Annotated in this window: 23 protein-coding genes and 1 pseudogene; 11 read left to right on the forward strand and 13 right to left on the reverse strand. The window is 70.6% G+C overall.

What is annotated here, in order from left to right; genetic code table 11:
* Positions 1-3: 3 nt before the first annotated feature.
* The gene (gene phoR, locus ACZ7OO_RS20600; protein ID WP_471506287.1) at positions 4-1,260 is read right to left on the reverse strand and encodes a two-component system sensor histidine kinase PhoR; all 1,257 of its coding nucleotides are present in this window, start codon (positions 1,258-1,260) and stop codon (positions 4-6) included.
* A gap of 221 nt (positions 1,261-1,481) precedes the next feature.
* Here phoR and phoU point away from each other — a divergent pair, with 221 nt between their 5' ends.
* From phoU to ACZ7OO_RS20615, 3 genes are all read left to right on the forward strand, one after another.
* Complete coding sequence (gene phoU, locus ACZ7OO_RS20605; protein ID WP_471506289.1) at positions 1,482-2,183, forward strand: phosphate signaling complex protein PhoU; 702 nt, start codon at positions 1,482-1,484, stop codon at positions 2,181-2,183.
* 154 nt (positions 2,184-2,337) lie between these two features.
* Positions 2,338-2,493, forward strand: a complete 156-nt coding sequence (locus ACZ7OO_RS20610; protein WP_471506291.1) for a hypothetical protein — start codon at positions 2,338-2,340, stop codon at positions 2,491-2,493.
* A 130-nt stretch (positions 2,494-2,623) separates the two neighbouring features.
* On the forward strand, positions 2,624-2,875 hold the full coding sequence (locus ACZ7OO_RS20615) for an SCO4226 family nickel-binding protein (protein WP_471506293.1): 252 nt from the start codon (positions 2,624-2,626) through the stop codon (positions 2,873-2,875).
* A 76-nt stretch (positions 2,876-2,951) separates the two neighbouring features.
* Here ACZ7OO_RS20615 and ACZ7OO_RS20620 read toward each other — a convergent pair whose 3' ends face one another.
* Positions 2,952-3,923 (reverse strand): alpha/beta fold hydrolase, encoded by a 972-nt coding sequence (locus tag ACZ7OO_RS20620; RefSeq protein WP_471506295.1) that lies wholly within the window; start codon positions 3,921-3,923, stop codon positions 2,952-2,954.
* 214 nt (positions 3,924-4,137) lie between these two features.
* Between ACZ7OO_RS20620 and ACZ7OO_RS20625 the strand changes: the two genes are divergently transcribed.
* A complete protein-coding gene (locus ACZ7OO_RS20625) occupies positions 4,138-5,211 on the forward strand; it encodes a zinc-dependent alcohol dehydrogenase family protein (RefSeq protein ID WP_471506297.1) in 1,074 nt (357 codons plus the stop codon).
* A gap of 335 nt (positions 5,212-5,546) precedes the next feature.
* On the opposite strand, the gene ACZ7OO_RS20630 is transcribed toward ACZ7OO_RS20625, so the two are convergent.
* Complete coding sequence (locus ACZ7OO_RS20630; RefSeq protein ID WP_352223838.1) at positions 5,547-6,308, reverse strand: phosphoglyceromutase; 762 nt, start codon at positions 6,306-6,308, stop codon at positions 5,547-5,549.
* A gap of 165 nt (positions 6,309-6,473) precedes the next feature.
* Here ACZ7OO_RS20630 and ACZ7OO_RS20635 point away from each other — a divergent pair, with 165 nt between their 5' ends.
* Complete coding sequence (locus ACZ7OO_RS20635) at positions 6,474-7,733, forward strand: MDR family MFS transporter (RefSeq protein WP_471506299.1); 1,260 nt, start codon at positions 6,474-6,476, stop codon at positions 7,731-7,733.
* 163 nt (positions 7,734-7,896) lie between these two features.
* On the opposite strand, the gene ACZ7OO_RS20640 is transcribed toward ACZ7OO_RS20635, so the two are convergent.
* Together ACZ7OO_RS20640 and ACZ7OO_RS20645 are read right to left on the reverse strand one after the other, a co-directional pair.
* Positions 7,897-9,048 (reverse strand): hypothetical protein, encoded by a 1,152-nt coding sequence (locus tag ACZ7OO_RS20640; RefSeq protein ID WP_471506301.1) that lies wholly within the window; start codon positions 9,046-9,048, stop codon positions 7,897-7,899.
* A 151-nt stretch (positions 9,049-9,199) separates the two neighbouring features.
* Positions 9,200-9,649 carry a DUF2000 family protein gene (locus ACZ7OO_RS20645; protein WP_471506303.1) on the reverse strand — a complete coding sequence of 150 codons (450 nt, stop codon included), beginning with the start codon at positions 9,647-9,649 and terminating at the stop codon, positions 9,200-9,202.
* Positions 9,650-9,698: 49 nt separating this feature from the next.
* Between ACZ7OO_RS20645 and ACZ7OO_RS20650 the strand changes: the two genes are divergently transcribed.
* Positions 9,699-10,508: a helix-turn-helix transcriptional regulator gene (locus ACZ7OO_RS20650; RefSeq protein ID WP_471506304.1), complete on the forward strand. Its 810-nt coding sequence runs from the start codon at positions 9,699-9,701 to the stop codon at positions 10,506-10,508.
* Here ACZ7OO_RS20650 and ACZ7OO_RS20655 read toward each other — a convergent pair.
* From ACZ7OO_RS20655 to mshA, 3 genes are all read right to left on the reverse strand, one after another.
* Positions 10,487-12,169: a glycosyl hydrolase family 28-related protein gene (locus tag ACZ7OO_RS20655; RefSeq protein ID WP_471506306.1), complete on the reverse strand. Its 1,683-nt coding sequence runs from the start codon at positions 12,167-12,169 to the stop codon at positions 10,487-10,489. The genes ACZ7OO_RS20650 and ACZ7OO_RS20655 overlap by 22 nt on opposite strands.
* Before the next feature lie 132 nt (positions 12,170-12,301).
* Positions 12,302-12,802 (reverse strand): type III secretion system chaperone family protein, encoded by a 501-nt coding sequence (locus ACZ7OO_RS20660; RefSeq protein ID WP_471506308.1) that lies wholly within the window; start codon positions 12,800-12,802, stop codon positions 12,302-12,304.
* The gene (mshA, locus tag ACZ7OO_RS20665) at positions 12,795-14,132 is read right to left on the reverse strand and encodes a D-inositol-3-phosphate glycosyltransferase (protein WP_471506310.1); all 1,338 of its coding nucleotides are present in this window, start codon (positions 14,130-14,132) and stop codon (positions 12,795-12,797) included. The genes ACZ7OO_RS20660 and mshA overlap by 8 nt, the downstream gene beginning before the upstream one ends.
* A gap of 217 nt (positions 14,133-14,349) precedes the next feature.
* Here mshA and ACZ7OO_RS20670 point away from each other — a divergent pair, with 217 nt between their 5' ends.
* From ACZ7OO_RS20670 to ACZ7OO_RS20680, 3 genes are all read left to right on the forward strand, one after another.
* On the forward strand, positions 14,350-15,144 hold the full coding sequence (locus ACZ7OO_RS20670; protein WP_471506312.1) for a class I SAM-dependent methyltransferase: 795 nt from the start codon (positions 14,350-14,352) through the stop codon (positions 15,142-15,144).
* Positions 15,145-15,327: 183 nt separating this feature from the next.
* A complete protein-coding gene (locus ACZ7OO_RS20675; protein ID WP_471506314.1) occupies positions 15,328-16,449 on the forward strand; it encodes a C40 family peptidase in 1,122 nt (373 codons plus the stop codon).
* 296 nt (positions 16,450-16,745) lie between these two features.
* Positions 16,746-18,065: a PP2C family protein-serine/threonine phosphatase gene (locus ACZ7OO_RS20680; protein ID WP_471506316.1), complete on the forward strand. Its 1,320-nt coding sequence runs from the start codon at positions 16,746-16,748 to the stop codon at positions 18,063-18,065.
* A gap of 200 nt (positions 18,066-18,265) precedes the next feature.
* Here the strand turns inward: ACZ7OO_RS20680 and ACZ7OO_RS20685 are convergent, their stop codons facing one another.
* The 3 genes from ACZ7OO_RS20685 to ACZ7OO_RS20695 form a co-directional block, all read right to left on the reverse strand.
* A complete protein-coding gene (locus tag ACZ7OO_RS20685; RefSeq protein WP_471506318.1) occupies positions 18,266-18,601 on the reverse strand; it encodes a DUF2516 family protein in 336 nt (111 codons plus the stop codon).
* Positions 18,602-18,731: 130 nt separating this feature from the next.
* Positions 18,732-19,385, reverse strand: a complete 654-nt coding sequence (locus ACZ7OO_RS20690) for a hypothetical protein (RefSeq protein WP_471506320.1) — start codon at positions 19,383-19,385, stop codon at positions 18,732-18,734.
* A gap of 77 nt (positions 19,386-19,462) precedes the next feature.
* Positions 19,463-19,930 carry a helix-turn-helix domain-containing protein gene (locus ACZ7OO_RS20695; RefSeq protein ID WP_471506322.1) on the reverse strand — a complete coding sequence of 156 codons (468 nt, stop codon included), beginning with the start codon at positions 19,928-19,930 and terminating at the stop codon, positions 19,463-19,465.
* A 223-nt stretch (positions 19,931-20,153) separates the two neighbouring features.
* Here ACZ7OO_RS20695 and ACZ7OO_RS20700 point away from each other — a divergent pair, with 223 nt between their 5' ends.
* Both ACZ7OO_RS20700 and ACZ7OO_RS20705 read left to right on the forward strand, forming a co-directional pair.
* Entirely contained in the window at positions 20,154-20,654 is a 501-nt protein-coding gene (locus tag ACZ7OO_RS20700; RefSeq protein ID WP_471506324.1) for an NUDIX hydrolase, read from the forward strand.
* 67 nt (positions 20,655-20,721) lie between these two features.
* Positions 20,722-20,892: pseudogene (locus ACZ7OO_RS20705) on the forward strand (RNA-guided endonuclease TnpB family protein); the annotation flags it as partial.
* A 71-nt stretch (positions 20,893-20,963) separates the two neighbouring features.
* Here the strand turns inward: ACZ7OO_RS20705 and ACZ7OO_RS20710 are convergent.
* Together ACZ7OO_RS20710 and ACZ7OO_RS20715 are read right to left on the reverse strand one after the other, a co-directional pair.
* A complete protein-coding gene (locus ACZ7OO_RS20710) occupies positions 20,964-22,967 on the reverse strand; it encodes a HelD family protein (protein WP_471506326.1) in 2,004 nt (667 codons plus the stop codon).
* Positions 22,968-23,007: 40 nt separating this feature from the next.
* On the reverse strand, positions 23,008-23,616 hold the full coding sequence (locus tag ACZ7OO_RS20715; protein WP_471506328.1) for a TetR family transcriptional regulator: 609 nt from the start codon (positions 23,614-23,616) through the stop codon (positions 23,008-23,010).
* Between the last annotated feature and the right edge of the window lie 23 nt (positions 23,617-23,639).

Here is a 23,639-nt window from a genome sequence, read left to right on the forward strand (position 1 = left end):
GGGTCACGGAAGGACCTCCGGGGCGGGAAGCGGTTCGTACGGGGATGACTCGGTGGTACCGGCCTCGTCTTCGAGGTCGGGGTCGGGGTGCTGCGAGGCGCGGTCGCGAGCCGCGCCCGCCTCCGGCAACCTGAGGGTGAACGTGGAGCCCTGACCTTCGGCGCTCCACACCGTGACCTCCCCGCCGTGCGAGGCGACCACGTGTTTGACGATGGCGAGACCGAGACCGGTACCGCCGGTGGCCCGTGAGCGGGCCGGGTCGACGCGGTAGAAGCGCTCGAAGATGCGCTCCTTGTCCTTGTCGGTGATGCCGATGCCCTGGTCGGTCACGGCAAGTTCGATCATTTCGCCGCCAGGTGCGCCGACCCGGCGGGCTGCTATCCCGACCCGGGTGCGGGCCGGGGAGTAGTTGACGGCGTTCTCGACCAGGTTGCCGAGGGCGGCGGCCAGCTGGCCGCGGTTGCCCCAGACGTGCAGGTCGGCGGTGCCGCCGGCGGCCATGGTGATCTGCTTGGTGCCGGCCTGGTGGCGGCACCGGTCGATCGCCTCGGCGACGAGTTCGTCCACCCGGACGGGCTCGGCGTCCTCCAGCGGATCGTCGTTCTGCACTCTCGACAGATCGATGAGCTCCTGGACCAGGTTGGTCAGGCGCGTGGCCTCGATCTGCATACGACCGGCGAAGCGCTCCACCGCCTCCGGATCCTCCGAGGCGTCCATGACGGCCTCGGAGAGGAGGGAGAGTGCGCCGACCGGGGTCTTGAGCTCGTGGCTGACATTCGCCACGAAGTCGCGTCGTACCGCCTCGATCCTACGGGCCTCGGTGAGGTCCTCGACCAGGAGCAGTACCAGCCGGGAGCCGAGGGGCGCCACCCGGGCGGAGACGGCGAGCGCCTCCCCGCGTCCGGTGCCACGGCGCGGCAGGTCCAGTTCGACCTGCCGTATCTCGCCGTCCCTTCTCGTGTCCCGGGCCATGTGGAGCATCGGCTCGATGGCGAGTTTGCCCCCGCGGACCAGTCCGAGGGCGTACGCCGCCGAGCTCGCCTTGACGACGATGTCGCCCTCGTCGAGGACGACCGCGGAGGAGCGCAGCACGCTCAGTACGGTGTCCACGCCGGGGGGCAGCACGGGGTCGGTGTGCAGGGAAGTCCTGGTCGGTCGCTTCTGGTCGCGTTCGCTCCAGCGGAACGCCAGCATGGCGATGACACCGGTAAGCACCCCGGCGATCGCTGCCGCTGCGGCGACCGCCGCGTTCACGTCCATGCAAACAGGTTAAGCAGGGGGTACGACATCCCCACAGTCCGCGAGGTGTCAGCTCGAACACTCGTCGCCCAGAGTTCACCTTGGAGCCAGTATTGGTTCATTTGCGGTGGCAGAAACGGACGCGCGGGAACCAGAACATGGGAGCGTGGGGTTCGCAGCTGGTTTCGGCCACGGGCCCCGGCCCCCGGAGCCCTGGAACACACGCACGAGAGGGAACCCTGATGCGGGACGCGTACCACGAGGAACTCGACTCGATCGGCGACAGCCTGGTCGACATGGCCAGGCTGGTCGGATCGGCGATCGGGCGCGCCACGACGGCGATCCTCGACGCCGACCTCAAGCTGGCCGAAAGTGTCATCGAAGCCGACCAGAAGGTGGACGAGCTCCACCACGACCTGGAGGCCCGGGCGATAGCCCTGCTGGCCCGCCAGCAGCCGGTGGCGACCGATCTGCGGATCGTCGTCACCTCGCTGCGGATGTCCGCCGACCTGGAGCGCTCCGGCGACCTGGCCCAGCACGTCGCCAAACTGGCCCGGCTGCGCTACCCGGAGCGGGCGGTCCCCTACGACCTGCACGCGACCATCCTGGAGATGGGCCAGCTCGCGCAGCGCCTGATGGCCAAGGCCGCCGAGGTCATCATCACCAAGGACGTCGACCTGGCGATGCAGCTGGAGCAGGACGACGACGAGATGGACCTGCTGCACCGCACCCTCTTCCAGCACCTGCTGGACGACAAGTGGCAGCACGGCATCGAGACCGCGGTCGACGTGACGCTGCTCGGCCGCTACTACGAGCGGTACGCCGACCACGCGGTGGCCGTCGCCAAGCGCGTCGTCTTCCTGGTCACGGGCGAGCACGCGGACGACCTCCAGCCCGACATCCAGCCCGACATCCAGCCGGTGACGGGCGCCGAGGGGGCCTGACTCCGCCGGGTGAGCTCGACCTCGCGAGGTAGTGCAGAGCGGGCGCGCGGGCGCCACTGTGCGCCGTTGATGCGCCCGGCGGAACAGGTATGGAATGGACGTGGAATGGGCAAATGCACCACGCCCTACCTCTAGGGACCCCTAGGAGGGATCCATGGCCGAATCCCCCAGCACCACGCCCGACCCCACCCAGCAGCGCGAGACCGAGCAGTCCGTCGAGATCAAGAACCTCCTGGTCATCGGCGCATGCGGCTGCGGCTCCGGCTGCGGCTGCGGCTGCCAGTCGGGCAGCCCCTGCCAGTGCGGCTGAGCGCACACCCGACGTACGGCCAAGGGCCCTCGACTTCGGTCGGGGGCCCTTGGGGCATGTGGAGGGCACCGCGCGAGGCGGCACGGGCGGGCGCAACATGGAGAGGAAGGGGAGACAGGAGGTGCTTGTCATGCCCCAGTTCATGGACGTACACCACGGGATGAAGGGCCTCACCGCCGACCAGCTCAAGGAGGCCCACGAGGCCGACCTCGCCGTCGAGAAGGACGAGGGCGTCCACTTCGAACGAGCCTGGGCCGACCCTGCCTCCGGCGAGGTCTACTGCCTCTCCGAGGCACCCTCGGCCGAGGCGGTCCAGCGCGTCCACGAACGCGCGGGCCATCCGGCGGACGAGATCCACGCGGTACCGCTGTCGATCTGGTGACGCCGATACCACCGGCCTCCCGACCGGCCTCCCGACCGGGCTGACGGCCGGGAGGCCGTAACCGGCGCGCGTTCGGTCAGCGGGCGGGCAGGCCGGCGAGCCAGTCGAGGAGCAACCGGTTGATCTCGTCCGGCCGTTCCTGCTGGATCCAGTGCCCACAGCCGTCGAGGAGATGGGACGAGACCAGGCCGGGAAGGGTGACCGGGTAGGCCTCGATCGCGTCGGCCAGCCAGGTCGTGGAGGCGTCGAGGCTGCCGCCGGCGAACAGGGACGGCTGGGTGATCGGAGCACCGTCGTAGGCGGCGAGATCCTCCCAGTCGCGGTCCATGTTCCGGTACCGGTTGAGCGCACCGGTGAGTCCGGTGCGCTCGAACTCCCCGGCGTAGACGTCGAGATCCTGCTCACCGAGCCAGGCGGGCAGCCGGCCGACGGGAAACCGATCCCTGAGGGTGCCCCCTACGCCGACGAAGTGGGGGTCGGGAGCGCCGGGCCCAGGCATGGTGTCGCCGGAGAAGGCGGCGTAGAACCCCGCGAGCCACCCCCGTACATCAGGCTCGATCTCGCCCTCGGCCCGACCCGACTCCTGAAAGTACGAGACATAGAACTCCTCGTCCCCGCCACTCATCCGAGCGAAGACGTCACTGGGCCGCGGCCCGCCACGCGGGGCGTACGGCACACTCAGCAGCCCGACGGCCCGGAAGACCTCGGGCCTGAGCAACGCGGAGTTCGCGGCGATGGTGGCACCCCAGTCATGGCCGACGACCACGGCCGACTCCTCGCCGAGCGCACGCACGACGAAGACGTTGTCCTCGACGAGTTCGCCCATCCGGTAGGCGTCCGGCGAGACCGGCTTGCCGGAACGCCCGTACCCCCGCACATCGATGGCGACGGCCCGATATCCCGCCGCGGCGAGCACCGGCAACTGATGCCGCCAGGAGTACCAGCCCTCGGGGAACCCGTGCACGAGCAGCACGAGCGGCCCGGCCCCCTGCTCGACCAGATGAACCCTCCGCCCGCCACCGGAAACAACCCGATGCGTACCCTCCATGAGCCCTCCTGGGTCTCGGCCTCGTAGTCTCACCACGGATCATGCGAGCACCCACACCAGGACCACGACCGCATTTGCCGATCCGGCAACCCAGAAAAGACGATCCTCCTCGGCCTCATGAGCTTGCTTCCGCGAACACCTGGGCTACCCACGACATGACAGCGCTCACGGAGGAGCGCAGGCTGGGAGGAGTTGGAAGTACGGCGTTCGTAGGGTGCTGGGAGACGAAAGGTCGCTCATGCCGCAATCCATGCGCGCGCTCGTAGCCGGAGAGGTCGGCGAGCCGAACGACGTCCTGCGGCTGGAAACCCGGCCTGTTCCCACGCCGGAAGCCGGCCAGGTGTTGCTCCGTGTGAAGGCGACTCCGATTCACGCCAGCGACCTGCACGTGTTGCGTGGTCGCTACGGTTTCTCCCCCCGGTTCCCCACGGCCGGCGGCCACATGGAGTGCGTGGGCCGTATCGAGGCCCTGGGCCCGGATACCGAGGGACTGGAGATCGGCGAGCGTGTGGTGGCCGTCGCTGTCCCGGCCGTACCCGGGCCGCGTGTGGACGGCACCTGGCAGGAATACCTCGTTGCCGACACACACAGGCTTCTGCCGGTCCCCGACCGTCTGAGCGACTCCAGCGCCTGCCAACTCGCCGTCAACCCGTTGACCGCGCTGCTCCTGGTGACCCGCGAACTCGACGTACAGCCGGGGGAATGGCTGTTGCAGACGGCCGCGGGCTCCACCGTCGGCCGTCTCGTCATTCAGCTGGCCGGGCATCTGGGTATGCGCACCATCAATGTCGTGCGGCGGCGCGCTGCCGTGGACGAGATCAAAGCGCTCGGTGGCGACGAGGTCATCTGCACCGAGGACGAGGATCTGGTGCAGCGTGTGGCCGAGATCGCAGGACCGGCCGGCGTGCGCAAGGCCGCCGACTGTGTCGCGGGCGAGGTGGGTGCCAAGGTGTCCCAGGCATTGGCTCCGGGAGGAGAGGTCGTGGTCTACGGCGCGCTCTCCACCCATCGGCAGACCGACCCGGCGGCGCTGACGATCCCACTGTCCGCGCGCTCAATCATCTACGAGACCAAAGTGGTCCGTGGCTTCTGGCTGAACCGCTGGTTCGGCACCACCTCGCCCTCGGAGGCGCTGCACGCGCTGTCCGAGGTTCGCGGCCTTGTCGCTGACGAGGTGCTGAGCATCCCCCAAGGCCAGCCGTTCCCCCTCGAACGCTTCACCGAAGCCATCTCGTTCGCCGAAACACCCGCACACGGCGCCAAACCGCTCTTCGTCTTCGACGAGTAGTCGCACACACCGCCGACCCGTGGCCCCGGACGGTCCGGAGACCCCCGGCCATGGGGCACATGAACCGTGTCAGCCAGCGGCGCCAGTCCGCCACTGGGCAGTGACGCACCCCTCTTCCATGTCCCACCACTCCTTGGCCACACCGTGGTCGAGCAGCCTTTGCACCTCGCGGAGTTCGGCGGTGGGCGGGACGTCGGACCACCTCGCCAACGATGCGACATGGCGGTTGATGGCTCGTACCCTGATCAACCGGCCGACGGTCCAGAGACGGCCCCAGCACAGCATCAAGGCCCCTACCAGGCACGAAAGCCCTGGTAGGAGCCTGATCACGGAACCTACTTCTTCTTGCCCTGGTTTTTGACCGCCTCGATCGCTGCCGCCGCGGCCTCCGGGTCGAGGTACTTGCCGCCCGGGGTGATCGGCTTGAAGTCGGCGTCCAGCTCGTAGTAGAGGGGGATGCCCGTCGGGATGTTCAGGGACGCGATGTCGGCGTCCGAGATGCCGTCGAGGTGCTTGACCAGGGCGCGCAGGCTGTTGCCGTGGGCGGCGACCAGGACCGTGCGGCCGGTCAGGAGGTCGGGGACGATGCCGTCGTACCAGTACGGGAGCATGCGGACGACGACGTCCTTGAGGCACTCCGTGCGGGGGCGCAGCTCCGGGGGGATCGTCGCGTAGCGGGGGTCCGCGGCCTGGGAGTACTCGGAGTCGTCCGACAGCGGGGGCGGCGGGGTGTCGTACGAGCGGCGCCAGAGCATGAACTGCTCCTCGCCGAACTCGGCCAGCGTCGCCGCCTTGTCCTTGCCCTGGAGCGCGCCGTAGTGGCGCTCGTTCAGGCGCCAGGTGCGGTGGACCGGGATCCAGTGGCGGTCGGCCGCTTCGAGGGCGAGCTGTGCGGTGCGGATCGCTCGCTTCTGGAGGGAGGTGTGGACAACGTCCGGGAGCAGGTCGGCGTCCTTCAGGAGCTCACCGCCGCGGACTGCCTCCTTCTCGCCCTTCTCGTTGAGGTTGACGTCCACCCAGCCGGTGAACAGGTTCTTCGCGTTCCACTCGCTCTCGCCGTGGCGGAGGAGGATCAGCTTGTACGGTGCGTCGGCCATGGGTCAGAGCGTAATCCACGTGTTCGGGGCAGGGGGCCGGCGCCCGGAGGGCGTCCCAGACGTCGGACAGTTGACTGCTTTTGTTAATTGAGTGGCTCAGGTGAGCGAGGCAAAAGTAAGGTCCACTCATTCCTTGCGTCACTTACGCCTTGCTCTGGGGGAGCCATGTCGTCCGTCGCCCTGCGGCGCGCTGTCCGGGAGACCGTCTCCGGTCTGCCCCGTGAGTTCTGGTGGCTGTGGACCAGCACCCTCGTCAACCGGCTGGGCTCCTTCGTCGCCACGTACATGGCCCTGTATCTGACGCTGGACCGGGGGTACAGCGCCTCGTACGCCGGGCTTGTCGCCTCACTGCACGGCCTGGGCGGGGTGGTCTCCGCCCTGGGCGGCGGGGTGATGGCCGACCGGCTGGGGCGGCGGCCGACGCTGCTGCTCGCCCAGGGCTCCACGGCGGGGGCCGTCGCACTGCTCGGCTTCGTGCACGACCCCGTCGCCATCGCCGCCGTCGCCTTCCTCGTCGGCATGGCCTCCAACGCCTCCCGGCCGGCCGTGCAGGCGATGATGGCCGACATCGTGCGGCCGGAGGACCGGGTGCGCGCCTTCTCGTTGAACTACTGGGCCATCAACCTCGGGTTCGCCGTGTCCTCCATGGGGGCCGGGTTCATCGCCGAGGTCAGCTACCGCGCCGGGTTTCTGATCGAGGGCGGGATGACCGCCGTCTGTGCCGTCCTCGTCTTCCTCAAGCTGCCCGAGTCGCGACCTGAGCCAGCTTCGAACAGGGCTGACAGGGACGGCGAGGTCAGCCTCGGGACCGTGGTGCGTGACGGGCGGTACATGGCCGTCGTCGGGCTGTCCTTCCTCGTCGCCCTGGTCTTCCAGCAGGGGTCCGTCGGGCTGCCGGTGGCGATGGGCAGGGCCGGGTTCTCGCCCGCCGACTACGGCATGGCCATCGCGGTGAACGGGGTACTGATCGTCGTACTCCAGATTCCTGTCACCCGGGTCATCGAGCACCGTGACCCGCGGTCCCTGCTCGTCGTCTCCTCCCTCCTCGCGGGGTACGGCTTCGGGCTCACCGCCTTCGCCGGGTCCGTGGGCGTCTTCGCACTCACCGTGTGCGTGTGGACGCTCGCCGAGATCGTCAACGCGCCGACCCAGACCGGGCTGGTGGTGCGGCTCTCGCCGGTCCACGGACGGGGGCGCTATCAGGGCATGTACACGCTGTCCTGGTCCGCCGCCGCGCTCATCGCGCCGCTGATGTCCGGTGTCGTCATCGACCGGTTCGGGGCGCGGTGGTTGTGGGGGACGTGCGCGGTCGTGGGGACGGCGGCGGCCCTCGGGTACGGCCTCCTCATGCGGCGGCTGCCGGAAGGGCGCGCCTCGGTCACGAAGGCGGCTACGGGCGCCGAGGCCGAGGTACGTACGGCCTGATCCGTGGGTTCCCGCTCGGCCCGAGTACCTTCACGGCCCAGGGCGAGTACATACACGGCCCAGGGCGAGAACGTACACGGCCCAGGGCGAGAACCGGTGCGGCCGCCCGCGGGGCACCTGTCCCCCGAGACAGAGACAGGCACCCGCGGCGGGCAAGCGGGCGTCAGTTCCTGCAGCCCGTCACCACAACGGGGCTTCCCGCGCAGTTCGTCGGGATGTTGCGGGTGATGGTCGAGTCGATGACCGTGAACTGGTTGGTCGTGAAGACGCCTCCGGGGGCCGTCGTGGAGGCGTTGTCGCGGACGTGGCTGTGGTCGAGGGTGACCTTTCCGGCGTCGTTGTAGATGCCGCCGGCCTGGGAAACGCCGTTGCCGTTCGCGCTCTTGCGGAGGACCTCGCTGCCTTTCAGAACGAGCACGGCGGCGGTCGTGGCGTTGTAGATGCCGCCCCCGTGGCCCGCCATGCCTCCGACCACGTTGCCGCTGACCTCTGTGTCCTCCAGCCTCAGGCTCGACAGGTTCTGGATCCCGCCGCCCTGGACGCCGGCGGTCGTGTTGTTCGTGATCTTGCTTTCGCTGAATTCCAGCGATGCGGTGCCGCTGCCGGTGACGCCACCACCTCTGCTGGCCGACGTGTTGCGCCTGATCACGCTCGCGTGCACGAAGGCGTTGCCGGCGTCCTGGTAGAGAGCACCGCCGGCGGCCCGGGCGTGGTTGCGGCTGAACTCGGAGTCGTCCACGCTCAGCGTTCCCCCGCTGTACAACCCACCGCCGTTGGCGGCGTTGTTGAACGCCAGCCAGCCGCGTCGTACGACCGCCGTGGCGCCCGGTGACACCGCCACACCGCCACCGCTGTTCGAGGAGGTGTTGTCGATCACGTCGACGCCGACCAGCGTGAGCCTGCCGCCGGAGTCGACCAGAATGCCCCCGCCGTCGCCGCTGGTGTTCCCACCACGGACGGTGAGGTCCTCCAGGCGGAGGTTACCGCCCGAGTTGACATGGAAGATCCGGAACAGGGCGGTCCCGATCCCGTCACGAACGATCGTCGCGCCGTTGCCCCGGATCTTGAGGCTCTGGTCGATGGTCGGCAGACCCTCACCGCTGCCGAGGGCAGAGGTCAGATGGTACGTACAGTCACGGGAGAGGGAGAGTGTCTCGCCCGGTGACGCCGCGCTGACGGCAGTGGTCAGCGCCGTCGTGCTGCAGGGAACCTGGGTCACGTCATCCTGGCCCCCAGCGCTCGCCGGTCCGCCCGCCACACCCGTGACGACGACCGCCGCCACCGCTGCCATGCTGCTGAATCTGATGAGTCGCATGACAGTCAGATGCTTCGTTCGCCAGGCAATGGGGCGGGCGGGATGATCGGATCACCCGGTCACGCCACGCGATTCCTCCTAGCGGCCCAGTCCGCCGGTCGCCCTACCGGCCCAGTCCGCCGATCCTCCGCCGGTCCGCACGGATCGGTCCTCACGGATGCATCCGCGCCCCCTTCAGCACCTTGTCCACCCCGTTCCGCGGCCCGTACACCGAAAGCCCCACCAGGTCCAGCTCCGCCGTCGGCACGGCACGCACCGCCGCGCGGTTGTCGCGGTCGTTGCCGGTCGAGAACAGATCCGCCGTGAAGACCGCCCGGGGCAGGGCCCGGCTCAGCGCCCGCTCGTGTGCCGCCTTCAACGTCTCCTTCGTCCCCTCGAAGACCAGCACCGGCTGCCGGAACATCGGCAGGTACGCCACCCCGTCGGCGTCCTCGTACGGCTCTCCGACCACCTCGGGGACCGTCGCGCCCAGGCCGCTGACCAGGAACGCGGTGACATTGAGGCGCTGCCAGGGCTCCAGGTCGTCCCGGAGCAGTACGGCGATCTTGGTGTCGAAGCGGACATCGGGGCGGACGTCGGAAGGGATGGGTTCAGTGCTCATGCCGTGAGACTGCCGATCGTCGTACGGCCTCGTCTTGTACGTTCTTTGCATGGCCGCCCGGCAGCACCTCACGGAGGAAGTCACCGCCTGGCGCCCCCGTGTCCCGGGCGTCACCGAGGTCTTCCACGCGCACTTCACCGAGTACGCCTATCCGATGCACGTCCATGACGCCTGGACGCTGCTCATCGTGGACGACGGCGCCGTACGGTACGACCTCGAACGGCATGAGCACGGCACGCCGGGCGACACCGTGTCGCTGCTGCCGCCGCATGTGCCGCACAACGGCTCCCCCGCCACCGCTGACGGCTTCCGCAAGCGTGTGGTGTACCTGGACGAGACGCTCCTCGGGGACGAGCTCATCGGCGCGGCCGTCGAAGGACCCGACCTGCGGGATCCGCTGCTGCGGCGGCGCGTCGGCCGGCTGCACGCCTCCCTCGCCCGCCCCGGCGACGAACTGGAGGCCGAGAGCCGGCTCACCCTCATCGGCGAGCGGCTGCGCGGCCTGCTCCGCCCCCGGCTCGTGGCAGCACCGAGGCCCCCCGATCCGGTCCTCGCCGGCGCCCTGCGCGAGCTCCTCGACGAGCGGGTCGGCGAGGGGCTCGCCCTGGACGAGGCCGCACGGCTGCTGCACGCACACCCCGCCCACCTGGTACGCGCGTTCAGCGGCGCTTACGGCATCGCCCCGCACCAGTACCTGATGTCCCGCCGGGTGGGCCGCGCCCGCCGGCTGCTGCTCGACGGTGTCCCGCCCGGCGAGACGGCCACCGTCACCGGCTTCTACGACCAGGCCCATCTCACCCGGCACTTCAAGAAGCTCGTGGGGGTGACCCCCGGGCGTTACCGGGGCAGCGCGCGCTGAGCCTCGTACAGGTTCCGGGGCCGCACCGCGTCCCATGTGCCGTACAGCTCAAGGCGGGAGTGCAGGTCGCCGGTGAAGTCCGGTACGTCGACCTGGTCGAAGTCGGTCACCTCGTTCAGTCCGACCGTCGCGGACCAGGGGGCGAGGCCGTCCAGCCTCATCAGGCCCGCGCGGCCGTTGGTGACGCGCACGTTCCAGTGCGTGAAGCGTGCCCCGAACAGCGGCCCCGCGTTGGCGTCGCCGCCGTGGCGGCCGTTGTTGTTCACCGTGATGTCGGTGCGGACGTTGCCGAAGGGCAGACCGCGGTGGGAGTCGAAGGTGCCCATCTGCATCTCGCCGCGCGACCACACGTTGTACGACGACAGACCCTCGACGTTGATGCCGTGGAGCTGGGTGTCGGACGGGGCCGGGACCGTGCGCTGTTCGACGGTGAAGTCCTCGATCAGGTTGTCGTGCGAGCCCTCGCGGCAGAAGTAGGGGTGGTGCTCGCCCCGGCCGCCGACCCGGGTGCGGCGCAGGGTGCAGGCGGAGGCGGCGACCAGGCCGAAGCCGTTGTCGACGTTGCGGACCGTGACGTCGTCCACCCAGCAGTCGTACGCGCACTGCAGGACGACCCCGTTGTAGCCCTTGTCGAGGAGGTGCGTGGACTGCGGGGTCTCGACCACGTCCAGGGTGAGCCCCTCGACTCCGGAGCCGGTCAGTTCACGGACGTGAGTGGTGAACAGCGGGTTCCATTCGGGGCGCAGGTCGACCGGGAGCGGGCGCTCCAGCGTCACCCGCCGGCCGTGCACGGCCGTGATGCGGACCGGCCATTCGTAGGGGACGTAGGACAGCAGCTTGGTCTTGTCCTCCCAGTAGTACGCGGCCGGGCCGGGGCCGCCGCCCGACATGTGCTGGAGGAGGGTGTGGGCGGTGTCGTCGCAGACGCGCAGGAGGACCAGGCGGCCGGGGCGCAGCCGGGAGGGGTCGGTGACGGTGACCGTCCAGTCGCCCCGGCGGGCGGATGCGACGGGGGTCAACTGCTCCCACTCGTCACGTTTGTTGCCGGTCCAGCCCTCGAACGGCCAGTCCCGCGCCTCGATCGCGGCGACCAGGGAGTCCCAACGGGCCTTCGGCGCCAGCCAGATCAGGCCGCCCGCCCAGGACCACGCCGACTTCGTGCCGCCGTAACGGGAGCCGTACGGACCGATCAGCTCGGTGAGGTTCTTCGTCGCGTACAGCGTGGTACGGCCGCTGCCGGCGCCGCGCAGCACCACGTTGTCGTAGGCGAGATGGACCAGGCCGTCGATGCGGAAGGTGCCGGGCGGGATGGCGACCGTGCCACCGCCGGCCCTGGCGGCAGCGGCGATGGCACGGTTGATCGCGGGGGCGCAGTCGGTGACGCCGTCGGCCACCGCGCCGTACGCGCGGACGTCGGCCACCACGGGAAGGCGGCGGATCCGCGCCGCTCCGGCCCGGCCGACGTACGGGATCAGCGGGTGGGTGAAGGGGGTGCGGACGAACTCCCGCCACAGAGACGGGACTTCCGCGCCCGGTGCGCCCGATGGCTGGGCGGTGGAGCCCGCTGCGTGGGCGGTGGGGCCCGCCACGGCGGTCGCGGCGACCGCCGTGGCGCCGGCGAGGAGGCTCCGTCTTGTCATGCCGTGGTGCGCGGTGCTCATTCCGTACGTCCTTCCCATGGCGGATTTTCATGGTTGTGAACGACGTTCATATGTGCGTCGGCCGTGAGCATGCCACGACACCCAGTCACGTCGTAAGAGTCGTGCAGGGGTCAATCAGGTCTGGGCCTGGAGTCAGTCAGCAGAGCGTTCGATCAGATGGGTGAACGCGTCCAGATTTCGGGTCGACTCGCCCCGGGACACCCGCCACGCGTACTCCTTGCGGATCGCGGCGGCGAAGCCCAGCTCCAGCAGGGTGTTGAAGGCGCCGTCCGCGGCCTCCAGGACCTGGCCGAGCAGGCGGTCGATCTCGGCGGGGGTGACGGAGGCGAGCGGGAGCCTGGCGGTGACGTAGACGTCGCCGAGGCGGTCGACGGCGTAACTCACGCTGTACAGCTTCAGGTTGCGCTCAAGGAGCCAGCGGTGGACGGCCGGTTCGTTCTCGTCGGGGTGCCGGATGACGAAGGCGTTGAGCGAGAGGGAGTGGCGGCCGACGAGGAGGGAGACCGTCGTCTTCAGCTTGCGGGTTCCGGGGAGCTGTACGACGTAGTTGCCGGGCCCGGGGCTCTCCCACTCCACGTCGGCGTCCTTCAGGGCACCTACGATGACCTGTGCGGCCTTGTCCACATCACCCATGGGCCGAGCGTACGCGACGGCGGTGGGACTGGGTCGCGGCCATGTAGACGTCGGCGGTGGCGGCGGCCGCGGTGTCCCAGCCGAACGACCGGGCGTGCCGGGCGGCGGCGTTGCCGAAACGGTCCACCAGCGAGGGGTCGTCGGCGAAACGGCCCAGCACGCGCGCGTAGTCGGCGGGATCGTGACCCCGCACCAGGAAGCCCGTCTCGCCGTCCCGTACGGCCACGGGCAGACCTCCGACCGAGGCGGCGAGTACGGGGGTGCCGGCCGCCTGTGCCTCTACCGCCACCAGGCCGAAGGACTCGCTGTAGGACGGCATGACCAGCACGGAGGCCGCCCGGAACCAGTCCGCCAGCTGCTCCTGGCCGACCGGCGGCCGGAACCGGACGACGTCCGCCACACCGAGCCGCGCGGCCAGCTTCTGCAGCCCCTCCGGCTTGGCGAGGCCGCTGCCGCTGGGGCCGCCGACGATCGGTACGACGATCCGCGAGCGCAGCTCGGGCCGCTCGTCGAGGAGGACGGCCACGGCCCTGAGCAGTACGTCGGGGGCCTTCAGGGGCTGGATGCGGCCGGCGAAGAGCGGGATCAGCGCGTCCTGCGGGAGGTCCAGGCGGGCGCGGGCGGCCGCGCGGCCGTCGGCGGGGCGGAAGCGTTCGAGGTTCACACCGGGGTGGACGACGGCGACCTTGGCGGGGTCGGCGCAGTAGTGGCGTACGAGTTCGTCGGCCTCTTCGGAGGTGTTCGCGATGAGGCGGTCGGCCGCGGACACGATCTGGGTCTCGCCGATCACCCGGGCGGCGGGCTCGGGGGTGTCGCCGTCGGCCAAGCTGGCGTTCTTGACCTTGGCCATGGTGTGCATCGCGTGCACGAGGGGGACGCCCCAGCGCTGGGCGGCGAGCCAGCCGACGTGGCCGGAGAGCCAGTAGTGCGAGTGGACGAGGTCGTAGTAGCCGGGGCGGTGGCCGGCCCAGGCCTGCATCACACCGTGCGTGAAGGCGCACAGCTGGGCCGGGAGGTCCTCCTTGGCGAGGCCCTCGTAGGGGCCGGCGTCGACGTGCCGGACGAGGACACCGGGGGCGAGTTCGACGGTTGGCGGGAGGCCGCCGGAGGTGGCCCGGGTGAAGATCTCGACGTCGATGTTGATCGCGGCGAGGCGCTGCGCCAGCTCGACGATGTAGACGTTCATGCCGCCGGCATCGCCGGTGCCGGGCTGGTGGAGCGGTGAGGTGTGCACGGAGAGCATGGCGACGCGGCGCGGGCGGCGGCTGCGGAGAAGCCGGGCAGCAGCCGACGGGGAGCGGCGCCCGAGCCTGCTGACGTACTGGCTCACGTGGCGGTCCTCCTTGGTGCGGGCATGCCGGTGGGAGGGCGTGCGGTTCCCTCTGGGAGTGCAACGCGGAGGGGTGGATTCCCATTCCGGGGGGTGGGGTTTTTACCGGAGCATTACCTGTGGTCGCTCAACCGTTCGGGAGGGAGAGGCGTGGGGTGGTCCGCTGGTGGACACAGTCCCGCGCCTGCCCCTCACGAGGCGCTTTACTCTCGTAGGCATGAATGCCCGCGCCGCTGCCCGCCCCGTGGGAACGGTGACGCGCGGGACCACCAACCCCAACCGGCTGCGCCGCATGGACCGGTGGATCGCCGCCACGCACGGTGCCGCGCTGCGTCGCACCGTTGACCCCGTGGCTGTCGACCTGGGTTACGGCGCCGCTCCCTGGACCGCCGTCGAACTGCTCGGGCGGCTGCGTACCGTCGCGCCGCGCGCGCGTGTCGTCGGGATCGAGATCGAGCCCGACCGGGTCGCCGCCGCGAAGCCGTACGAGCGCGCAGGGCTCGCCTTCCGGCACGGCGGGTTCGAGATCCCGCTCCCCGGGCGGCCGTTGCTCATTCGCGCGGCCAATGTGCTGCGGCAGTACGACGAGAGCGAGGTCGCCGCCGTCTGGGCGCGGCTGTGTGCACGGCTCGCGCCCGGAGGGCTGCTGGTCGAGGGGACCTGCGACGAGATCGGGCGGCGGCATGTGTGGGTCGCGCTCGGGCCCGAGGGGCCCCGGACGGTGACGTTCGCGACCCGGCTCGGCTCCCTGGAACGGCCGTCGGACCTCGCCGAACGGCTGCCCAAGGCGCTGATCCACCGCAATGTGCCGGGCGAGCCGGTGCACGCGTTCCTGCGGGACTTCGACCGCGCCTGGGCGGCCGCCGTGCCCTACGCCTCGTACGGCGCCCGGCAGCGGTGGATCCGGGCGGTGCGGGATCTGACCGGCGACTGGCCGGTGACGGACTCGGTGGCGCGCTGGCGGCAGGGGGAAGTGACGGTGACCTGGGAGGCGTTGGCGCCCTCGGCCTGAGGGCGGCGGGTCCGGGAACGATCCCGGTGAGTCGTTCGTCACAAAGGCGGGGAGATCGTCATGCTCGGGGGGAAACCGGGGAGGAATCCACCTGCCGTTACCTCTGTCGGTTTGCGGCGTGACATGGCACGATCCACCCCGAGTTGCAGGTTGCTGACGGTTAATCAGTTTGGGGGGCGGGTCATGGGACCGGACAAGTACGGCGTCCGGCCGGGCGGGCGTCGCGGGATCCTGACAGCGGCCGTGACCGTGGTCTGCGCGGTGACTGTCGCCGTGACCGTACTGGCCGCGCCCGGCACGGCGTTCGCGGCACCGAGCCCCACACCCTCCCCGAGCGGGTCCCCCAGCGCCTCCGTGACTCTCCCGCCGGACAAGGACCTTGAGGCCGTACGGGAGAAACTGGACGATCTCTACCATGATGCGGCCGTCGCCACCGACGCGTACAACGCCGCCGAGGAAGCCGCCGCGAAACAGTCCGCCGAGATCGTCGACCTGGCCAAGAAGATCGTCAGGGGGCAGCAGAAGCTCGACGGGCTGAAGGCGCGGGCGGGCCGGGCGGCAGCCGCCCAGTACCGCACCGGCGGGCTGCCGGACAGCGCCAAGCTGCTGCTGAGCGACAACCCCTCGCAGTTCCTGGACGGGGCCGGGCGGGTGCTCCAGGGCGAGCGGGCCACCAAGGGCCTGATCAGGGAACTGACCCGGACCCAGCAGGACTTGAAGCAGTACGCGGCGGACGCGGCCGACCAGTGGAACAGACTGGAGGCCGGCCGCAGGGCGAAGGCCGCCGCGAAGAAGAAGATCACGCAGCGGATCGCCGCCGCCGAGAAGCTCCAGTCGACGCTGGAGAAGAAGCAGAAGGAGCGGCTCGCCGAGCTGGAGCGGGAGGCCGCCTACCAGGCGCAGACCGCCTGGCTGGGCACCGGGATACTCGACGAGATCCACGGCAAGGCGTCCGCGGCGGGCAAGAAGGCGGTCGCCTTCGCCACCGCCCAGATCGGCAAGCCGTACGTGTGGGGCGCGGAGGGCCCGGACTCGTACGACTGCTCCGGACTGACCTCGCAGGCCTGGGCGAGCGCGGGGCAGCCGATCCCGCGCACCTCGCAGGAGCAGTGGAAACAGCTCAGGCACATCGACGTCAAGGACATGCGCCCCGGCGACCTGATCATCTATTTCGACGACGCCAGCCATGTCGCCATGTACATCGGCGACGGCGCGATCATCCAAGCCCCGCGCCCGGGGCGGACGGTGTCGATCGGCGGCGCCGGGACGATGCCGATTCTCGGCGTGGTACGGCCGGACGCCTGACCATTCCCTCCGAGCGCCCCCTTTGCCTGTGATGTCCCTTTCGTGAGCTGCGTCATGTGACCCAGTGCACGCCAACGCCCGCTGAAACCCGGGCACCACGTGACCTTCGTCATCCCCGCCGGACGGCCGTTCTGTCCAACTGCGTTACGGCGCGCGGCATATGCCAACGGCTCGAGCCAGAGCGACGCGGCTCACACCATTCCGCTGCGGTGGCCAGTACCGCTATGGTCCCCGTCGGGTGGGTCGAGGTCCCTCGCCCCGCCATGCCCTCGGGGGGAGGGAAGGAACCCAACACGATGCCCGTACCCGTACCGCGGCAGAGAGCGATCCCGGCCGTGGAGAGTGGTCAGGCGCCGGTCGCCATGCCCGCACAGGGCGGCGGCCCCCTCAAGGAAGAGGTCAACCGCACGGAAGCCGTCGCCCCGAACAGCGGCGGCACCACTCTCACCATGCTGCTGATCGAGGACGATCCGTCCGGTTCGCCGGTCCTGCCCGAGTTGCGGGACGCCTCCGGCAACTCGATCCGCGTCCGCACCGCCCGCAACCTCACCGAGGCCGAGCGACTGCTGACCGACGACGTCCACTGCATCCTGCTGGACCTGGCGCTGCCGGCGCCGGGCCGCGCCGACGACGACGCCGACGAGCTCGCCGTGCTCAAGCACGTGCTCAAGCTCGCGCCCCGGCACGCCGTGCTCGCGCTCACCGCTTCCGATGACGCCGAGCGCGGCGCCGAGGCCGTGCGCGTCGGCGCGCAGGACTACCTCTTCCGGGACGAACTGGACGGCCGACTGCTGAGCCGCGCCATCCGCTACGCCGTCGAGCGCAAGCGTTCCCTCACGGTCGAGCGCAAGCTCGCGGAGGGACGGATGCGGGCGCAGGAGAACCGCCGCCTCGAGCGGGGCCTGCTGCCCACGCCGCTCCTGGACGGCTCCTCGTTGCGCTTCGCCGCGCGCTACCGCCCCGGCCGCTCCCGCGCGCTGCTCGGCGGTGACTTCTACGACACCGTGCGCACGCCCGACGGGACCGTGCACGCGATGATCGGCGACGTCTGCGGCCACGGCCCGGACGAGGCCGCGCTCGGAGTGGAGCTGCGGATAGCCTGGCGTGCGCTGACCCTGGCGGGGCTGTGCGGCGACGAGCTGCTGGGCACGCTGCAGGAGGTGCTGGAGCACGAGCGGTCCGACGAGGAGATCTTCGCGACGCTCTGCACGGTCGACATAGCGCCGGACGGGCGCCGGGCCGGGCTGTGCCTGGCCGGCCATCCGGCACCGCTGATCGCCCGGCCCGGGCGGCCGGCGGAGCTGCTGCCGTACGAAAACAACGGGCCGGCGCTGGGGCTGCTGCGGGGTGCCCGCTGGCCGCGGATGCAGGTGGAGCTGGGCGCCGAGTGGAGCCTGATGCTCTACACGGACGGGCTGATCGAGGGCCGCGTGGGCTCGGGCGGGGAGCGGCTCGGTCAGGAGGGGATGGTCGAGATGGTGCGGCGGCAGCTGGCCGAGGGGCTGAGCGGGGAGGCGTTGCTGCGGGCGGCGGTGAACGAGGTGCGGCAGCTCAATGGTGGCGAGCTGACGGATGACGTGGCGGTTGTGCTGCTGGACCGGGAGCGGGTGGTCTGAGCGGCAGCCCGCAGCGGGGGGCCTGAGCGGCAGCCCGCAGCGGGGGGCCTGATCGGCTGCCCGCGGTGGGGGTGCTGTCGTAGGCCGTCGAAGGGTGCGTTGTGGCTGGTCGCGCAGTTCCCCGCGCCCCTTTGGGGCGCGTCGCACTGGGCGAGTGCCTCAGCGGGCGCCCTCAGCGGGTGCGCGCCGCCCTCGCGAGGTCACCGGCCGCCGTTGTACGGGCCGTACGGGCCGTCGCTGCTGCTGCCTCCGCCGCGGCGACCGAAGCGGCCTCCTGAGACCTGCCTGAGGGCCGGGCGGACGTCGACGAAGAAGACGATCGTGGCAACCAGGCCCGCCAGCTGGAGGAAGAGCATGGGCACCAGGAGGTTCACCACGACCGTGATGCCGAGGATGATCAGCCAGAACCCCTTGTTCTGCTTGCCGGCGGCCCGGTAGGCATCGTCCCGGAAGAGCACGGCCATGACCAGCGCCACCACGGCGAGGACCAGCATGGCGAGGTAGAGCAGGCCCAGGAAACTCGAGAAGCCCTGCATCAGCACAACGTCCACCACCCGTTTCGGCTTGTTCCGACGCGGCCACCGTACCCGCTGGGGTTACCGCTACACCGATAACGGGCCGGACACCCGAGGAGTGCCCGGCCCGCGTGTCCCGTCGCGGTGCCCGTTACTTGGCCGGCGGGGTGGTCTTCCTGACCGGTGTGGCCTTGCGGGGCGCCGGGGCCTTCTTGGCGTTGGCGACCTTGGCGTTGGCGACCGGGGCCTTCTTCATCGCGGCCGGCTTGGCCTCGGCGGCCTTCGGCTGCTCCGCCTTCTTCTCCTCGCCCTTGACCTCGACCGGCTCGGGCTTGCCCTCGACGGCGATGGCCAGCTCCTCGATCTCGTCGGCGGCCTCGCCACGCCAGGTCTTCACGGCCTGCTCGCCGTGCTCGGCGACCTTCTCGTAGGTCTCGCGGGCCTTGACGGCGTACTCGGCGGCCACGCCGACCTGGCGCAGGGCGAAGTCCTGGGCGGACTCGCCGAGCTTCTTGAGGTCGCCGTCGAGGGAGACGATGAAGTCGTTTACCTTGGCCTGGAGGCTGGCCTGGGCCTCCTTGGCCTTGGCGCCGGCCTCCTTGGCGCGGCTGGCGGCCTTCTCCTGCACGGCCTTCGGGTCGGCCTTGCGGACGGCCTCGATACGGGCCGGGGCCTCGGTGCGCAGCTGCTCGACCAGGCCGGGGACCTTCCTGGCCTGCTGGAGGGCGAGGTCGGCGGTGCCGGCGGCGAAGTAGAGCGGAGTCGGGTCGCTGAGGGTCTTGCGCAGGTCGTCGGTGATGGCCATGGTGATGGTCCTCCCGGATTCACGTTCGGCTGAGGGTTTTGTGGTCCGCGGCGCGGCGGTCGGCGCGCTTGGCCGGCTCATCCGGCCGTCCGCCGCGGATCGGTCTCGCTGTCGGCGTCGCTGCCGGTGTCACTGCCGTCGCCCGCCATGCCGCCGGCCTCGCTGCCGGTGGCACTCGTGCTCTCCTCGCCCGACCCGAAGCCGTTCTCTTTCCGGAACGACTCGTAGATCTGGAGCAGCACCTGCTTCTGCCGCTCGTCGAGGGTGGGGTCGGCGAGGATGACCCCACGGGTCTCGACCTCGTTCAGATCCCGCTCGGCGTCGAGGATGCCGGCGCGGACGTACAGCGTCTCGGCGGAGATCCGCAGGGCCTTGGCGACCTGCTGGAGCACCTCCGCGCTCGGCTTGCGCAGCCCGCGCTCGATTTGGCTCAGGTACGGATTGGACACCCCGGCGGCATCGGCGAGCTGCCTGAGCGACAGCTGCGCGTTGCGCCGCTGTTCGCGCAGATACTCACCGAGATTGCCGACGTTGAGCGATGCCATGTCTCCACCCTGCCCCACCCTCGCTAACAATTGCAAGCACCCGCTTGCAAAAGTGTCTCGCATCAAACCCGGACGGCCGAGTGAGCCTGAGCACGATTGGTGTCGTATTTGCACGACAACTGTCGTCATCCGCGTCCGGTCTCCCAGTGCAGATGCTCTTGGGGCGGCCTCTGCGGGTCGCCGAGAAGCAGCGTTGTCGGTGGGCTCCGCCAGGGTGTGCGTCGTGGATGAATTGGTGGAGCGTGTCGACGGTCAAGATCGCGTGCTGGGGGTGGTCAGCCGTCGGGAGGCCATCCGGGAGGGTTGGCTGCATCGGATCGCCGTGACGGTGTGTCGTGATGATCGTGGCCGGATCCTCGTCCACCGACGGTCGGAGGAGGTGTCGCGCTTCCCCGGGCTCTATGAGGTCGAGGTCGGTGGCGCCGCAAATGTCGGCGAGTCCTATGAACAGGCCGCCGCGCGGGAGCTGGCCGAAGAGCTGGGCATTCATGCGCTGCCGCGCCTGCTGTTCACGTTCATCAACCGCAGCGGTTTGAGCCCTCACTGGCTCGGCGTGCACGAAGCCGTGGTGCCGGACGCCGTGGTCCCCGATCCCGATGAGGTCGCCTGGCATGGCTGGCTGACCGAGCCGGAGCTCGGCTCGGCAATGTTGGAGTGGCGCTTCACCCCCGACAGCCACGAAGCCTTCAGCCGGTATCTCGCGTTCCGGAGCGCGCAGTCCTGACCTCTCTCGCCTCTTGGGCCGGGATGCCTGCTTGCGGCCAACGCGCCTTGTGAAAGGGGGTGTTCGCCAGGCCGTGTTCGTGTGCAAGAACCCGGACTGCGGCTGGTCGGGCAACGCCGACCACAATGCAGCCCGGAACGTCTTACACCTGTACCGGATGGGCCTCGCGCCCATCCCGGCTGCCGGGAGGGCAGTCGTCAGGCGCGCGAAGCGCGTCAAACCCGCTGCCGCAAGGTAAGCAGGAATCTCCCGGCTTCAGCCGGGAGAGCACTTCAAGTCCAGGAAGAGGAGCATCGGGGACAGGACCCCTCAGAACGGCAGCGGCCTCGTGTGCACCACGTCCAGCCTCGACACCGCGCGGGTCAGCACCACGTACAGCCGGTGCAGCCCGCGTTCCTCACCCTCCGCCACCGCCGCCGGTTCCACCGCGACCACATGGTCGTACTCCAGGCCCTTGACCAGGCTCGCCGGGACCACGGCCACCCTCGCGCCGAGCTGGTCCGGGTCCGCCGGGTCGATCCCCGCGGCGGTGAGGGCGGCGCGTACGCCGGCCACCTGCGTGTCCGCCGCCACGACGCCGACCGACCCCTCTCGGGCCAGGGCCTGCCGTACCGCGGTGACCGTGGCGGCGTGCACGTCCTGCGCCGGCCGGATGGTCAGGTCTCCGTCGGCGCGGTAGGACCTGGCCGGCGGCACGTCCGTGCCCAGGCGCTCGAGCAGCCGGTTCGTCAGGTCCACGACCGCCGCCGGGACACGGAACCCGGTGGTGAGCGGGACGACCGTGGCGTCCGGCTTGCCCAGGTGGCGCAGTACGGCGTCCCAGCTCCGCATCGACCAGGGCGTGGTGGCCTGGGCCAGGTCACCGAGGACGGTGAGGGAGCCGAAGACGGCCCGGCGGGCGATCGCCCGGCACTCCATGGGAGAGAGGTCCTGGGCCTCGTCGACGACGACATGGCCGTAGCCCTCGGGGTGTTCGACGAGCCCCGCGATCTCGTCGAGGAGGATGAGGTCGGCCGGTGACCAGCGGGCGGACTTGTACGAGCGCGGCGGCCGCGGCCAGCGCAGGGCCTGCTGTTCGTCGGGGCCGAGGAGCCCCTCGGCCGCGCGCGCCAGCACCTCGCCGTCCGTGAGGAGTCCGGCCAGCACCTCCTCGGGGCGCACCTTCGGCCAGACGGTGTCGAGGCAGGCGCTCATCGCCCGCGACCGTTCGAGGCGGCGGGTCCAGGCGGCCGGCTGCGGGCCGGCCCGCCGTTCCGCCTGGAGCTGTACGGCCCGCATCGCCCGCCCCCGCACCCGTTCGCGCCCGACGGCGTACGGCGGTTCCTCGCGCCGTACCGCCGCGACGATCCGAGTCAGCGCGGCGGCGGACACCCGCCAGGTGTAGGTCCCGTCGGAGAGGGACAGGGGGCGGACGGCCTCGGTGGACACATGGGCGTACAGGGCGCGGCGCAGGACCTCGGCCATCCGGGGGTCGTGCTTGAGCGCGGCGGCCCGGGCGGAGTCGGTGCCGGTGGCCGGGTGGCGGGCGATCTCGTCGTGGAGGGTGGTCTGACGTACGCCCGTCTCGCCCAGGGCCGGCAGCACCTCGGAGACGTAGGAGAGGAAGGTGCGGTTGGGGCCGAGGATCAGCAGGCCGGAGCGGCGGATGCGCTGGGGATGGGTGTACAGGAGGTAGGCGGCGCGGTGCAGGCCGACGGCGGTCTTCCCGGTGCCCGGGGCGCCCTGGACGCAGACGGAGGCGGTGAGGTCGGCGCGTACCAGGTCGTCCTGGTCGGGCTGGATGGTGGCGGCGATGTCCCGCATGGGGCCGACGCGGGGCCGTTCGATCTCCTGGGCGAGGAGGGTGCCGGGGCCGGACTCGCCCGCGGTCAGCCGCTCGTCCTCCCAGCCGGTGAGGTCGGCGGAGTCGCCGCGGCTGCCCGGGGCCCAGCCGAACCGGCGCCGTACCGCGACGCCCTGCGGTTCGTCGGGCCCAGCCTGGTAGAAGGCGCGGGAGACGGGGGCCCGCCAGTCGACGACCAGGGGCGGGGCGGTCGGCTCCTCGCTGATCCGCATTCGGCCGATGCGGTAGCTCTGCCCGGCGTGCTCGCCGGAGTCGAAGTCCAGCTTGCCGAAGAACAGCGGGCCCCGGGGCAGCTCGCGCATCTCCTTGGCCCGGCTGCGCAGCCGGTAGCCGAGGACTTCGGCGTCCGCGCCGGAGGCGGAGACGTCCTCGCCGGTGACGACATGCTCGGCGGCGCCTTCGACCATACGGGCGAGGGCGGCTCGGCAGGTGTCGTGGTAGGCGCGTTCGCGGTCGAGTTCCTGCTGCATGGGAGCAGCGTAGACGAAAAAACGTGACCGAGTTAAATTTTTAACCAGGGAGGTCGGCGAGCGCCCGCTCCAGCCGGTCGAAGGCCCGCTCAGCCGCCTGTACCGCGTCCGCCCGCACCTCCTCGACCCGCTCCCCGGCCGCGATCCGCCGCCAGTTGTCCTGCGCGAGGATTCGCTGTACGGCGATGATCTGGCCGGCGGCCAGCCGGGCGTCCAGGGTGCCGCCGAGGGCCTCGGCGAGCGCGGCCTCGGACCGCTCCAGATAGGTGTGCTGGCGGCCGACGAGGGTGGCGGTGCTGTTGAGGAGGGTGTGGAAGGCGAGGACCTGGGGGTGGTCGTTGAGCCCGGTGATCGGGTCGTTGCGCCGCAGCCCGTCGAGGAAGTGCTGCCGCAGCACGCGGACGGGTGAGTCCGCCCCGGTGACCAGCCGCGCGGCCTCCGTCTCGTGGTCGGCGATCCGGTGCAGGACCAGGTCCTCCTTGACCGGGAAGTACCGGAACAGCGTCGGCTTGGAGATACCGGCCGCGGCCGCCACCTCCGCGACCGACACCGCGTCGAACCCCTTCGCCAGGAACAGCCGTACGGCGATGTCCGACACGTCCTCGTACATCCGCCGCTTCTTGCGCGCGCGCAGACCCGTCTCACCCATGGAACCGAGCCTACGCAGCGGGC

The organism is Streptomyces sp. NPDC111744, assembly GCF_055634995.1.